The 14,564-nt window shown below is 42.2% G+C and carries 13 protein-coding genes; 4 read left to right on the top strand and 9 right to left on the bottom strand.

Annotated elements, in window-relative coordinates; genetic code table 11:
• Positions 1-51: 51 nt before the first annotated feature.
• Complete coding sequence (locus OCV39_RS03125; protein ID WP_261888916.1) at positions 52-1,236, bottom strand: NnrS family protein; 1,185 nt, start codon at positions 1,234-1,236, stop codon at positions 52-54.
• Between the two features lie 419 nt (positions 1,237-1,655).
• Here OCV39_RS03125 and OCV39_RS03120 point away from each other — a divergent pair, with 419 nt between their 5' ends.
• A complete protein-coding gene (locus tag OCV39_RS03120) occupies positions 1,656-2,657 on the top strand; it encodes a substrate-binding domain-containing protein (RefSeq protein WP_261888915.1) in 1,002 nt (333 codons plus the stop codon).
• A 124-nt stretch (positions 2,658-2,781) separates the two neighbouring features.
• On the opposite strand, the gene galK is transcribed toward OCV39_RS03120, so the two are convergent.
• From galK to galE, 3 genes are read right to left on the bottom strand one after another with little or no spacing between them, the layout of a single operon-like run.
• On the bottom strand, positions 2,782-3,942 hold the full coding sequence (gene galK / locus OCV39_RS03115; RefSeq protein WP_261888913.1) for a galactokinase: 1,161 nt from the start codon (positions 3,940-3,942) through the stop codon (positions 2,782-2,784).
• 48 nt (positions 3,943-3,990) lie between these two features.
• Entirely contained in the window at positions 3,991-5,043 is a 1,053-nt protein-coding gene (locus tag OCV39_RS03110; RefSeq protein ID WP_261889465.1) for a UDP-glucose--hexose-1-phosphate uridylyltransferase, read from the bottom strand.
• Positions 5,044-5,098: 55 nt separating this feature from the next.
• Positions 5,099-6,109: a UDP-glucose 4-epimerase GalE gene (gene galE / locus OCV39_RS03105; protein ID WP_261889464.1), complete on the bottom strand. Its 1,011-nt coding sequence runs from the start codon at positions 6,107-6,109 to the stop codon at positions 5,099-5,101.
• 296 nt (positions 6,110-6,405) lie between these two features.
• Between galE and OCV39_RS03100 the strand changes: the two genes are divergently transcribed.
• Positions 6,406-7,800, top strand: coding sequence for an O-antigen ligase domain-containing protein (locus OCV39_RS03100; RefSeq protein WP_261888912.1), 1,395 nt, complete (start codon positions 6,406-6,408; stop codon positions 7,798-7,800).
• Here OCV39_RS03100 and OCV39_RS03095 read toward each other — a convergent pair.
• A complete protein-coding gene (locus OCV39_RS03095; protein ID WP_261889463.1) occupies positions 7,789-8,718 on the bottom strand; it encodes a LysR family transcriptional regulator in 930 nt (309 codons plus the stop codon). The two genes, OCV39_RS03100 and OCV39_RS03095, sit on opposite strands and share 12 nt — an antisense overlap.
• A gap of 92 nt (positions 8,719-8,810) precedes the next feature.
• Here OCV39_RS03095 and chrA point away from each other — a divergent pair, with 92 nt between their 5' ends.
• Both chrA and OCV39_RS03085 read left to right on the top strand, forming a co-directional pair.
• Positions 8,811-9,953 (top strand): chromate efflux transporter, encoded by a 1,143-nt coding sequence (gene chrA, locus OCV39_RS03090; RefSeq protein WP_261888911.1) that lies wholly within the window; start codon positions 8,811-8,813, stop codon positions 9,951-9,953.
• 13 nt (positions 9,954-9,966) lie between these two features.
• Positions 9,967-10,122, top strand: a complete 156-nt coding sequence (locus tag OCV39_RS03085; RefSeq protein WP_017054057.1) for a hypothetical protein — start codon at positions 9,967-9,969, stop codon at positions 10,120-10,122.
• Here OCV39_RS03085 and OCV39_RS03080 read toward each other — a convergent pair.
• The 4 genes from OCV39_RS03080 to OCV39_RS03065 are packed head-to-tail and all read right to left on the bottom strand — an operon-like array spanning position 10,116 to position 14,537.
• Positions 10,116-11,147 (bottom strand): tetratricopeptide repeat protein, encoded by a 1,032-nt coding sequence (locus OCV39_RS03080; protein ID WP_261888910.1) that lies wholly within the window; start codon positions 11,145-11,147, stop codon positions 10,116-10,118. The genes OCV39_RS03085 and OCV39_RS03080 overlap by 7 nt on opposite strands.
• Before the next feature lie 9 nt (positions 11,148-11,156).
• Entirely contained in the window at positions 11,157-12,101 is a 945-nt protein-coding gene (locus OCV39_RS03075) for a type II secretion system F family protein (RefSeq protein ID WP_261888909.1), read from the bottom strand.
• A gap of 1 nt (position 12,102) precedes the next feature.
• Positions 12,103-13,071: a type II secretion system F family protein gene (locus tag OCV39_RS03070; protein WP_261888908.1), complete on the bottom strand. Its 969-nt coding sequence runs from the start codon at positions 13,069-13,071 to the stop codon at positions 12,103-12,105.
• A 14-nt stretch (positions 13,072-13,085) separates the two neighbouring features.
• Positions 13,086-14,537, bottom strand: a complete 1,452-nt coding sequence (locus OCV39_RS03065; protein WP_171755953.1) for a CpaF family protein — start codon at positions 14,535-14,537, stop codon at positions 13,086-13,088.
• Between the last annotated feature and the right edge of the window lie 27 nt (positions 14,538-14,564).

The following is a 14,564-nucleotide window of genomic DNA, read 5'->3' as shown; positions in this document are numbered from 1 at the left end:
ACCGAGCTCTATTTGAGCTCGGTTTTTTTATGTTTCATTTAATCACGTGAATTATCCAGGATGACCATCAACTCTTGGCGTTAATAACATCATTCCAAACTTCCACACAAACATACCAAATGACAGCGCCCATAACACAGCACTAATATTGATCATCAGCATCATTTGCTCTGGCATAAAGGCGACGCCTAAGCTACGAACTAAAGCCGCAAGTAAAACAGCAGAAAAGGCCAACCACATACTTGGGCCTTTATAAATAGCACGACCCGTATGGCCCATTGTGACTCGAGCTATCATCGCTAAAATCACACCACCCAGTCCGCCAATCGCAAATAAGTGCAACATGTTATGGCTGACAAATGGGTTATCAATCACGCCACGCAACACCAAGCTTAATGGAATACACAGGTAAGCACTATGCAGGCTCCAGACAAGCGGCTCACTTAAAGTTGTCCACGGTTTCCAGCGAGCGAAACGGACAAACTGCGCGATGCCGGCAAATAACATCACCTCTTGCCCAATTTGAGAAAAAGTTAATGGGAAGAAGCTCAATACGAACAAGCTCACTAACGGCAAATTTGCCACCCACTCTAACCACACCAATGGTTGAGCTTTCTCGAAATTAAAGCGTTTGGCCGTAAAGAATGGGATCACACGCCCACCCATCACTGACAATAATAATGTAAACCACCACAACATCGCCTGCCACACAGCCGCAGAGCTAAATGGAGGCATTCCTTTTATCGTGGCATAGCTAGCAAAGTTAGCCACAATGGCAAGCACAAAGAGCGGAATGAAAAACAGATTTTTCCATCCTTTAGAACGTACCACTCTAAACCCGATCTCATAAGCCGACAGCGCTAAGAAGAGAGCCTCAATGGATGAAATAAACCATAGAGGAGCAGGAGTCCAAAATAAAATTCGAGGTATAACCCAAAGCATGACGAGTAAAGCCAAACGATGGTGTTTGGTTCCATTGACTCCAGTCCATGTTTGCACTGCAGTTAATACAAAACCCACCACAATCGCCATCGAAAATCCAAACAGCATCTCATGCACATGCCACCACAAAGCAGGGACTTGCAGCATGTCTGGTTGGCCATTTTGGAACATAATGACCCAAGCAATAATCGCGATAACAGCGTAAATGCTGCCTAAGAAAAAGAAAGGACGAAAACCAAGGCGAAGATAGGCAGGAATACGCTCTTCAACACTTTTGTCTGTAATATTTAGCAAGGTGGCTCCTTTATTGGTACTTCCCGATAAAGCACTAATAATAGTTTAGCAAGAATTCTCATTTCATATTGCATTATTCAGGCCAAGAATTTAATGCTTTATAATTAAAGGGTTAAGACAATGAAAATACATTTTTGTTGTCAAAAAGACAAAACCAAACAGAGTCAAAAAGACTCTTTAGTGTGTTTTTATTTCTATTATCCCTTATTGAATAAATAGCATTAATACTCGCCATTAACATAAATCAATGCCCTTCAGAAAAATCGCCATCAAACCCATAAAAATAAGAAACGTTTACATTTAATATATTTCTTTAAAATACAATTAGTAACAACATTAATCCTCCTGGAATTAAATGAGTCATTGCCATATTTACACAAGCGTTGTTAAATACCTCTAGAAGAGTAATGAGGCAAATTATGGCGACCATCAAAGATGTTGCACGTGAAGCGGGAGTGTCGGTTGCGACAGTATCTCGAGTCATCAACAAATCACCAAAAGCGAGTAAAAAGTCAATAAAGTCAGTCACGCAAGCGATGGCATTATTGGGTTATCGCCCCAACGCTAACGCTCGCGCCTTAGTGAGTCAAAGTACGAATACTATCGGTGTGTTAGTTTTTGATGTTTCTGACCCTTTTTTTGGCACTCTAGTGAAAGCCGTTGATAACATCGCCCGTGAAAATGGCAAGCATGTATTGATTGGGAATGGTAATCACAACGCTGAAGATGAGCGTCATGCGATTGAATTATTAATCAATAACCGCTGTGAATCTCTGATCATTCATTCCAAGGCTTTATCCGATAAAGAACTCATCAGTTATGCCAACGAAGTCAAAGGATTAGTCATTATTAATCGCTATATTCCTGAAATTAAAGAGCGCTGCGTTTACTTAGACAACTATAGAGGGGCGTATCTCGCAACCGAATATCTAATCCGTCATGGTCACCGAAATATTGCCTGCATCGCCTCACTTCATAAAATAGAAGATGTCGAGCAGCGTGTGAAGGGATACTTAGCAGCGCTAAACGATCACCAAATCGAATTACCAAAGAGTTACCTCGAATATGGTGAACCCGATAGTGATGGCGGTGAGTGTGCGATGACCAACTTACTGGCAAAATCGTTACCAGTGACAGGCGTAGTAAGCTATAACGACAACATGGCCGCTGGAGCGTTATCAGTATTGGAAGATAATGGTATTCAAGTCCCTAACCAGGTGTCAGTCATCGGTTTTGACGACGGATTAATCGCTCGGTACGTTCATCCTAAATTGACCACGATTCGATACCCGATTCAAATGATGGCAGAAAAAGCGACTCGCCTTTCTCTCCAACTAGCAAAAGGCCTACCCATAGAAAATGAACCAATGAAGTTTTCTCCCACTTTAGTCCGTCGAAATTCGGTAGAAAAAGCGATCTAAATTGAAACTATTCACTTTAGAAGATCCAATAAAAATCCTCAGTCATATACAACTGAGGATTTTCTAACATTATAAGGCCGAATTAATCACCAACCACTGGTGCATGTCGCCTAAATAACGAGGCTCATGACACTTCAACAACACCCGCACCATCTTTGGCTTGGCACACATAAATCGACGCATTTAGCCCTGTCATTGCTTCATACTTAGCTTCTACCGTAGCTTTGATTTCACCCACAAATCGCGGAGGAACGAGCGCCACAATACAGCCACCAAAGCCCCCTCCTGTCATTCGCACACCACCATGTTTGCCAATCACTTCTTTTACCATATCAACTAGCGTATCGATCTCTTTTACTGTGATTTCAAAATCATCACGCATTGAAGCATGTGATTCAGCCATCAGCTCTCCCATACGTTTCATATCATGGGTTCGCAACGCCACGGCCGCTTCTTCTGTGCGATCGTTTTCGGTGATCACATGGCGAGCACGCTTGGCAACCGTTTCATCAAGCTCAGAAACTTTTGAATTGAACTGCTCAATCGTCACATCGCGCAGAGCAGAAACACCAAAAAGGCGAGCTGCTTCTTCACACTGCTCTCGGCGAGTGTTGTATTCACTATCGACCAAGCCACGCTTTTTATTTGAATTAATGATCACAACAGCCATATCTTCAGGCATTGAAACCGCTGTCGTTTCTAGGCTACGACAATCCAAAAGCATAGCGTGGTTTTCATTCCCTTCCGCTGAAATCATCTGATCCATGATCCCGCAATTACAACCTACGAATTCGTTTTCAGCTTGTTGACCATTCAACGCAATTTCGGCTTGACTAATGTCTAGGCGGTAAAGCTCTTTAAACGTCTGACCAATCACAACTTCTAACGCCGCGGAAGAACTGAGACCAGCCCCTTGAGGAACATTACCACTTACGGAAATATCCGCGCCACCCAGTTCAAAACCACGCTCAAGCAAACACTTCACTACACCGCGAATGTAGTTCGCCCACATTTTTCCGTCTTGGAAAGTAATGGCTTGAGTCAGGTCAAATTCGTCTATTTCATTGCCATAATCAACAGAGATAACGCGGACTTTATTGTCATCTCTTTTCGCGGCAGCAACCACGGTTTGATAGTTAATGGCACACGGTAGGACAAACCCATCGTTATAGTCAGTATGTTCACCAATCAGATTAACGCGCCCCGGAGCTTGGACAACATGAGTGGGTGAGTATTCAAATATTGATTTAAATGAGTCTTTCACATTTTTGATTAAATCAGTCATAAAGCTATCTCTTTAATTTCTCAGTTTTTTACAGCACATAAACAAGAACTACTGCTCTTTATAATGAACATCGCTGACATCTCGTAAATGCTGCGCGGCTTGTTCAGCGGTAAGGTCACGCTGAGTTTCTGCCAACATTTCATAACCCACCATGAACTTACGCACAGACGCACTGCGCAATAATGGCGGATAGAAAAGAGCATGAAGTTGCCAGTGATCGATATCGGTTCCTTCTTCAAAGAAAGGCGCATAATGCCACCCCATAGAGTAAGGAAAAGAACACTGAAAAAGATTATCGTAACGACTGGTGAGCTTCTTAATCGCAAGCGCTAAATCGTCACGTTGCTCATCGTTCAACTCGCTCATTCTACGAATATGTGCTTTAGGTAGTAGCATGGTTTCAAACGGCCAAGCGGCCCAATAAGGAACAACCGCAATCCAGTGCTCCGTTTCAACGACGGTTCGAGCGCCATCTTTCATTTCTGATTCAACATAATCGACAAGTAAATTAGAACCTTGTTGATGATGGTATTCCTTCAACAGTTTTTCTTTACGCTCAATTTCATTTGGCAAAAAGCTGTTCGCCCACACTTGACCATGAGGGTGAGGTTGAGAGCAGCCCATTGTCTCACCTTTATTTTCAAAGGCTTGAACCCATAAATACTCTTGACCTAACTCTTCAATTTGATCATTCCAAGTATTAACCACGTCGCGAATTTTATTCACGGGTAATTCTGGTAGCGTTTTGCTGTGATCAGGAGAAAAACAGATCACGCGGCTTAAGCCTCGTACACCTTGAGTTTTAAATAGGGGGTTATTTGACTCTGGAGCATCAGGTGAGTCAGGCATCAATGCCGCGAAATCATTATTAAAAACGTAAGTCCCTTGATAGTCGGGGTTTTCATCTCCTGAAATACGGGTGTTCGTTGGACACAAAAAACACTTCTCTTCATATACAGGTAGCTCTACCGTAGATAGAGCTTCATCTTGGCCACTCCAAGGTCGTTTAGCACGATGAGGTGAAACTAAAACCCATTGTCCTGTTAATGGGTTATAGCGACGATGTGGGTGATCAACTGGATTAAATTCAATAGTAGACATCATATTTCTCTGTGGCATTTCTTTGATTTTTGGGCAGATCAAAGAATAAAGTTAATTAGTACCCTTGAGGGTTTTTCGATTGCCAATTCCAAGTATCGGCACTCATTTCAGCAATACTACGAGTCACTTTCCAACCAAGCTCTTTTTCAGCTTTAGTAGTGCTCGCCCAGCATTCTGCAATATCACCAGAACGTCTCGCGCAAATTTCGTATGGCACAGGCTTACCGCAGGCATGAGAAAAAGCTTCAACCATTTCTAGAACACTTGAACCATGGCCTGAACCAAGGTTATAGATGTGTAATCCACACTTTTCCCCTACCGCTTTCAATGCTGCGACATGCCCATCAGCCAAATCGATCACATGGATATAATCACGCACTCCCGTACCATCGACAGTATTGTAATCGTTTCCATAAATGGACAATTTTTCACGTCTACCGACTGCTACTTGGGCAATAAACGGCATTAAATTATTTGGAATTCCTTGTGGGTCTTCTCCCATGATTCCTGATGGATGTGCGCCTACAGGGTTAAAATAGCGTAATAACGTCACACTCCAATCAGGCTCAGCTTCATGCAAGTCAGATAAGCACTCTTCAACCATATATTTACTGCGGCCATAAGGGTTAGTCGTTGCACCCGTTGGCGATTCTTCAGTAATAGGCACAACGTCAGGATCACCATATACCGTTGCAGAAGAGCTAAATACGATGCTTTTTACGCCCGCTTTTTTCATAGATCGAGCAAGAACAAGTGAGCCATTTACATTGTTATCGTAATACTCAAGAGGTTTAACAACCGACTCCCCCACCGCTTTTAAACCAGCAAAGTGAATAACGGATTGAATGTGATGCTGCGAAAATATTTTATCAAGGAAAGCTTCATTACGAATATCTCCCTGATAAAAAACAGGTTTAATCCCTGTCAGTGTTTCAATACGCTCAAGTACCGCGATATTACTGTTACATAAATTATCAACAATGATAGGCTCCATACCTGCTTCTATCATTTGAATGCAAGTATGGCTTCCTATGTAACCCACTCCGCCCGTCACAAGAATTTTCACGATAACCTCTCTTATCTCTTCTAATACGCTCATTCAGTCATACTGATCGCCAAAGATCATACCAACCTTTCAGTGAGCATTATGTGATCAAAGAATAAAAATGTAAACGTTTCCACAATTAGTTTTAAAGAAACCACTCCAAACCAATGAAGTGGCTTCAGATAGATAAACAAACCTCACTAGACGCCCACACATCGACATGGTGGATCTCACATAACTTGATATTCACCAGGCTCTAAAAGGCCAGCGCTCTTACTTTGGTCTAAGCTATTAAAAAGATAAGAGAAGGCCGTTGTATGGTGCAATCCAAGTGGAAATTTACTCTATTGATGGGGTTTACTTTTTTGGGGATCATGGTGTTATGTTTCAACACTTTTATACCTCGAAATAGTGTCTTCTTACTGTACGACGCTAAACGCGTTTTCATCTGCTCCGTTCTTCTTATCTCTAACCTGATTATTTTAAGCGACCGCCACTGGCGGGATCGTATAACACAACAATTTACGGAGCTTAGCCTTAGCGTTGGGTGGGTTCTTGTTATTTTCGGTATTTTTGCAGCTATCGCCAATTTTCAAGGTATTGATTTTTGGCGAGCTCAAACGGATTACTTCTATTTCTTAGGATTAGCGCTACTGACCGCCTTTCTATCTATTGGGTTTGAATCCCAAAAAGTGCGACTTTATAGCTATTTCTGCTGGATAACGCTTTTACTGTTTCTCTCAGTCAGTGTCGGGTTTTGGCTTCGAGTTTACTATCAACTTGAAACGAATATTCATACCATTTTTGGATTTGCAAACGCCCGATTTTTGAATCAAGTTCAGGTGTGGCTGATCATTCCGACACTCTACTTCACTCTCTGTTTTAGAAGAAAGCGATGGCTTTATAACGCATTACGTTTTCTACTTTGTACTCATGTAGCTATTATTTTTGCTTTGGATGCTCGTGGGATTTCCATTGCCATCATTACAGCCATTCTTATCTGGGCTAAAATTGATAAGCCCTTAAGATCGCAAATACTTAAACTACTGCTATTCAGTATTATTTTTGGCTGTTTACTTCGTATTGTTTTTCTTGCCCCAATACCTGCCTATCTATTTAATGATGGATTGTGGACATGGCCAAAAGTTCGAACCGACTCTCCCGGGCGCATGGCGCTGTGGGCCGAAGCCATAACCCTGTCTTCACTGTTAGGGCTAGGTGGTGATGGTTTTGTATGTTCATCCAAATTATTTGGTCGCCCACATAACTCTGCACTTTTAGTCTTGGTAAATTGGGGGCTCATTCCTCTACTTTGCTACGGTTTTTTACTTTTACTCACACTGAAAACCGTCATTACGACCTACCATCGCTGGGTTCGGGTGACAGGATTAAGTGTTTTAGCTGGGTTTGCTTATAGCCTTGTTTCCGGAGTTCTCGACTCTCCGCTTAGCCAGTTACTGGCAGTAATCTCACTCGCTATTTTTTGGTCCGCATGTAAAAAACATCACCCAATTTGTGCTTCTCATCCATCAAAAATAAAACATCGATATTTACAATACGGGATCGTTGGAGTGTTACTGTTAAGTTCCCTGTTAACAGGGAATAAATTGTATCTTCGAATGACCAACTACCCTGATCAAAAATTTTCAGTTCAGCTTAAACCTCAGTTTTGGCTTGGATACAATTGCTCAGGGCCAATATTATTCAAATGAATCAAAAACACCCAACACTAAAGATTGAAGCCAAATTTGCTTCTCATCACTCGCTCTGGCCTTATTCCAAATCATTGATATATCAAAGTCATCTATCGAGATTGGAGGCAATGCCGTGGTCAAGTTATCATTGAGCATATCAGCCTGAGCCATCAATCTTGGGACTGTCGCAATCAATTTCCGATTCTGAATTAAGCGTCTTACGGTCAAAAAGCTGCGTGACGCAACGGGTATGAACCGCGATACACCTAATGCTTTTAATCTTTGGTCACTTTGCGTTTCAAGTATGCCATCAGGACTAATTAACGCATGCTCGGCATCAATAAACTCTTGTAGTGTGAGTTCTGAACCAAAATGATACTGGGCGGGATCGTACAAGCATACATGCTTTTCTGTGTATAATTTTTGAGCTTCAAATTGATCGTCTAATCGCGTAATACTCCCAACCATAAGATCCAGCCGATCCTTATCAAAAGCCTCAATATAGTTGTGACGAGAGACATTAATAAAGCTGACTTGAGCATCAGGAGCGGATTGGCGAATCGCATCATAAATCGCTGGCGCAAAGATCAATTCAGCGTAGTCAGTTAAACCAATTCGACATACTCCAGAGTACTGACTTGGCGAAAAATGGTTGGTCAATAATAGATCGGTTTGAACTTGAGTGAGGATCGTTTCTATGATCGGAGCGATTTCGTGAGCACGATCTGTCGGTGCCATGCTGTGGCCTTTACGTTCAAAAAGTGGGTCGCTAAACAGTAAACGCAATCGAGATAAACTGTGGCTCATCGCTGATTGGCTAACATAACTTTTTTCAGCGGCCGCGCTCACACTCCGACTCTGATATAGCTGAGAAAAAGCAACCAGTAAGTTTAAATCCACATTTTTCCAATTCAAGTTAACCACATCAAATCCCATTTCATTCATAGATACTAGAAAAACTATCAATTTGAATCATTATAATTCAAATCGTACTCTACCCACGATGATTAATTTTATGAGTACACACTATGTTTTCTATCTTCAAAGTTTTCTTTGGATTAGGTTGGATCAGTTTTGGAGGTCCGGCTGCCCACATTGGATACTTCAGACAAACATTCGTTGAAAAATTAAATTGGCTAAGTGATAAAGATTATGCCCAGATAGTCGCTCTGAGCCAGTTTCTTCCCGGCCCGGGATCAAGCCAAGTAGGTTTTGCTATAGGCTATAAAAAAGGAGGATTAAGTGGAGCATGCATGGCTTTTCTTGGGTTTACACTTCCATCTATCTTGATCATGTTATTACTTGCGGTTCTAAGCAGTCAGTTAACGGAATCCCCTCTATTTCAAAATGTAGTACATGGATTAAAACTTCTCGCCGTCGTGGTCGTTGCCGATGCGACATGGGGAATGTACAAAAAATTTTGCCAATCACGCCTGTCTGTCACTCTATGCGTCATCACTGCTTTAGGTCTGCTGCTTATTCCTAGCATCGGTACTCAGGTATCTCTTTTATTGCTATGTGGCATGGTTGGAGCGGTCAAGCTACAAGACAGACAAACCCAGCCCCCAAGCCCACATAAAATATCACTGATTCCTCTTTTACTGTTTGCTCTTTTGCTCTTCGGGTTACCGCTCATAAGTAAGGCTGCACCTGAAATTGGGCTATTTTCAGACTTCTTTCAAGCGGGGAGTTTGGTCTTTGGTGGGGGCCATGTCGTTCTTCCACTACTGCAAAACATTGTTGGTGACCAATTAACTCAGGAAGCTTTTTTGACGGGCTATGCCACAGCTCAAGCGGTTCCAGGACCAATGTTTACTTTTGCTACCTATATTGGTTATCAATTACTGCCTAACACGCCTATTTTCGGGGCATTGCTGGCGACACTTGCGGTATTCCTTCCGGGCTTTTTACTGCTTCTTAGTGTATTAAAAAACTGGCAAACCCTAGCAAGTAACGCTTTCGTTTCGGGAGTGCTCAATGGAATTAACGCCTCCGTTGTAGGCTTACTTCTATCAGCACTCTACCAACCCGTTTTTGTCAGTGCTGTCGCTTCAGGTTTAGACATAGCCGCAGTGATCTTAGGCTTCTACTTACTGAAACAGTGGAAAATACCCATCGTCTATTTAGTGCTACTTTTCGCTGTATCTGGGGTGGGAATAAGCCACCTATAGCGATGAACTATTAATGATGAAGATTGAGCCCTCTTATCAAATCATTCAAATTAATTCACAAAAAATGGTGATCCTACAATGGATCACCACTTCTATTGGCGAGAGTATTCCAACCCGCAGGCTCTACTACTTCTATTTACTGAATGGCTCTATTACTCCTATCTACTGAAGTGCATTGGATGTCTCTGCCGCATCTGGCGTAATAGCCCTAACTTCGGCAAGCGCTCTCTCTAAGTTTTCATTTGCGACGGGATAATAAGAGGGTTTCTTATCGATAGCCTGCTGCAAATAAGGCACCGCTTTGTCTGGTTTTCCTTGAAGGATAAGAAAATAGCCCACGTTGTTCAGCGCTTCAGCAGCATCCATATGGCGCATGAAAACGTTTATCGCCCGCTTAATTTCACCTTTACCTAAGTAAATAAGCGCTAAATTATTTTGTGCTTTTTCATTGTTTGGATCTTTTTCCAGTGCTGACATGGTATAGCGTTTAGCCGAAGTGTAATTTCCACTCATATAATAAGAGTAACCGAGATTCAAAAGTGCTTTAACCGAGTTAGGCTTTACCTCTATCGCCTTGTGATAGAAAACTTTTGCGTATTCATGTTGAGCCTCAATATCAGCAACAATCCCTAATCCCATATAAGCTAAGGCTGGCGAATCCTTATCCACTTGCAATTGCCTAATCTCTACCAGCTCAACGGTATCACTTAATGTATTCGGATTTTTCAACCTCACCTGATCGGCATTAAGCGCCCGATAAAAATAACTTTTTCCTTGCTGAACACTTCCCTGCTTCATGTAAATTGATCCTAATTGTTCCAGTACCTGAACATTATTCGGATTGTACTCAACAGACGCGAGAAATGCTTTTTCTGCATAAACCGTATTATCCCTGGATTGGTGGATTCGGCCTATGGTGTATAAAGTTTTATCTTGGTGTTGAGCGTCTGGAAATGAAAGGGCACGTATATATTCATACAAGGCGAGATCAATATTATTATTACTTAGTGCAATATCACCTCGTTGAATCGCCTCCATTTCACTCAGCGGCGCCGCATCCGATGTTAAGGTGTCTATTGGGCGTCCTTCATAAAGAGAACTATCAAAACTTGGTTTTTCTGGCTCACTACTCGCACACCCTGATAGCACGAACAGACTTGATACTAAAAAGAACGTCTTCCATAAATTATTCATTAAAACTCCCTAGCTGCCTAATGAATCAGACAGTGAAATCAACGCAGGCCCAATAGCAACAATGAAAAAACATGGCCATATAAACAACAGCAGCGGAAATATCATCTTAGTCGGTATTTTTGCTGCAATTTCTTCTACTTCTTGGTTTCTCTTATCTCTAAAATCTTCAGTATAATCTCGCAATGTTTGAGATAGACTCCCCCCAATCCTTGAGGCATGCGAAAGCATATTAACCAAACCAGTAATCTCACTTAATCCCGTTCTCTCAATTAAATCCTCGAAAGCATCAGACATCTCGACCCCCGCTTTAATTTTGGCGCAAACGGTATCCAACTCATCGGCAAAATCAGGGTGGGAGATCATTAATTCATCAGCCACCCTCCTTAAAGCAGCATTGAAGCCAAGACCTGATTCGGTACAAACCACCAGCAAATCTAATGCGTCAGGAACACCACCACGAACACGGCGTTGGCGCTTTTTGACAAAATGACTAAGCGCAACATTAGGCAGGTAAAGACCCACAGCAACGCTCACGATCATCACTAAGTTGAGGCTTCCTAAATCAGGTAAAAAAAAGTAGAAAGCCGCGGCTCCACCAAAGCCGATAACCATCGAAAAGACTTTAATGGCATAAAATATAGTCAGTGCATTACTGTCATGAAATCCGGCATGCATTAATTTATGTCGAAGGCTCTCTTTCTCTTTCACATCTCGAGAGGAAATTATGGGCGCTAAAGACTCTAACGTATTATCAAACGTTTGATTTCTTTTAGGTTTAGCGCCGCCCCCTTCTTGTTGCATGATTTCTAACTTTCGCTTAATTGGGGAACGCGTCCCCATAAAAATAAAGCTAATACTCACTATTAAAAGTGATGTTGACAACAAAATCATACCGAGAAAAAGCGTCTCTTCATTGATTTCAAAATTTACAATGAGATCTAAAATCTTATCCATATCACACCTCAAAGTTGATTATTTGACGGATCCAAAGCGCACCAAAAAACAGGCTCACCACGCCAATACTAATTAATTTAATCCCTCGAGGATCTTGATATAACGGCTCTAAATAAACTGGGTTAATAAAAGACATTCCAAGAAATAAGATGAAAGGCGACAGAACCAAAATCCAAGCGGACATTCTACTCTCTGCGGAAATAGTCTTAATTTTTCGAGTCAGCTTAAACCGCGCCCTTAACACCTGAGACACCTTCTCTAGGTTTTCTGATAAATTCCCCCCAGTCTCTTTCTGCAATAACACGGCACTGGAAAACGCGAGCATAGAGACGGTGGGGGTCCTGTCTGCCATCTGCATAATCGCCAGACGCATGTCATAACCGTAATTTAGAAGGTTAAAGGTATTCTTGAATTCGACACCAATTGGGGCTGGCATTTCATTCCCAACTTCATTAAATGCTTGTGTCACTGGTTGTCCCGCTTGCAACATTCGCTTGATGATATCGAGCGCATCTGGGAGTTGTTCTTCAAACTTAGCCAGTCGATCGGAAATCTTTTTCTGTAAGATAAAATGCATGATAAACCACACACCTAAAGCCGCAGAGACCGCGACATACCAGAATTGACCAATCAGTAGTAGAAAAACGAGTGATGATAAACTCAGAAGCCCAGTAACGGCCAAGGTTTGACTCAATGACCAGTCATAACCTGAAAGCTCTAATGATTTTTTTAACGATGAAAATATCGAATACTTCACGAGTTTACGATCAAGTGGAGTTAAGCTTCGAAGGTAGTGCTCTTGCAATAGTGAACGACTCTCTTCATCCAAATTGGATTGTGTCTCTTTCAAGCGTTTGGCTAGCTCTTGGTGCTTTGCTTTACTCCCAGCCGCAGGCAAGATCAACGCTTGAGAAATAAACACAACAGCAAAAAAGAGCAGAACGAGGAAGAAAGTAATGTCGTTTTCCATAACGCTACTCCTTATTAATAGGTTTCATTAAACAGCTCAAATGGAAGCTCAAGACCACGCTTAGTCAGCTGTTCATGACAAGAGGGGACGACACCTGTCGCGGTGTAATAACCGATAATATTGCCGTCTTCATCAACCCCTTGTCTGTGAAATTTAAATATCTCAGACATGGTGATAATTTCGCCTTCCATTCCATTAATCTCTTGGATGCTCACCATGCGCCGTTTACCATCTTCTTGACGCTCCATCTGCACAACCAAGTGGATCGCGGAAGCGATTTGGGAACGTAGATTCTTCGCTGAGATATTCCATCCAGCCATTGAGAACATGTTTTCAACCCGACTTAGTGCATCTCGTGGGGTGTTAGCATGTATCGTCGCCAACGAACCGTCATGCCCGGTATTCATTGCCGCCAGCATATCAACGGCTTCACTCCCCCTAACCTCACCAAGAACGACTCTATCGGGCCTCATACGAAGTGAGTTTTTGACCAGCTCACGCTGCCCTATTTCCCCCTTTCCTTCCAGGTTTGCTGGGCGCGTTTCCAAACGAACCACATGAGGTTGTTGCAGTTGTAGTTCCGCTGAATCTTCTATTGTGACAATACGATCATCGCTAGGAATGAACCCTGAAAAAATATTCAATGTGGTCGTTTTCCCCGACCCCGTACCACCAGAAATCAAAATATTAAGCTCCCCTTTTACCGCCGCTTCGACAAATCGAGCCATAGGTTTAGAGAGCGAATTGAAATTTAATAAATTGTCCATCGTTAGCTTATCGACTGCAAAACGACGAATAGAAACAGAAGGGCCATCGAGAGCTAAGGGAGGGATAATGGCGTTAACACGAGAACCATCGAGTAGACGCGCATCAACCATCGGTGATGCTTCATCAATTCGTCGTCCAACTTGGCTTACAATTCTATCGATGATGTTTCTTAAATGACGATCATCTAAAAAGGTATATGGGGTTTTCTCTAATTTACCAAAGCGCTCTACAAATACGTTCTTCGGTCCATTCACTAAGATGTCTGATACTGTTGGGTCATTAAGAAGAGGCTCTAATGGACCTAACCCAAACACTTCATCTTCAATCTGTTGAATAACTCGTTTACGCCCTTCGGCACTCATTGGATGGGTTTTATCATCAGCCATTAACTGAACAATAGCGTCATGAAGATCCTTGCGTGCTCGCTCCTTTTCTAGGCTAGATAACAGCCCCAAATCAAGGGTCTCGAGTAAGCGCTGATGATAGTAGTGCTTCATCTCCAACTCATGTTCGAGGATCTTTTTTTCCTCATCGACCGCTTTATTTTTTGCTTCAGCTTCTCGCAGTTTTCTTTCGACTTTATTTTCCGGATGCTCATTAGAAAAATCAACGGGGCTGTCATCTTGTACCGTAGAATCATCAACTGACAACGCTTTCTCTTGAAAGTCTGGATTTATATTTTTTCGTTTAAAGAACATAGCAATCCCTTATTCTATTCTGAAACT

The organism is Vibrio cortegadensis, from assembly GCF_024347395.1.
Lineage (GTDB): Bacteria > Pseudomonadota > Gammaproteobacteria > Enterobacterales > Vibrionaceae > Vibrio > Vibrio cortegadensis.
This window is presented reverse-complemented; position numbering and strand designations above follow the sequence as displayed.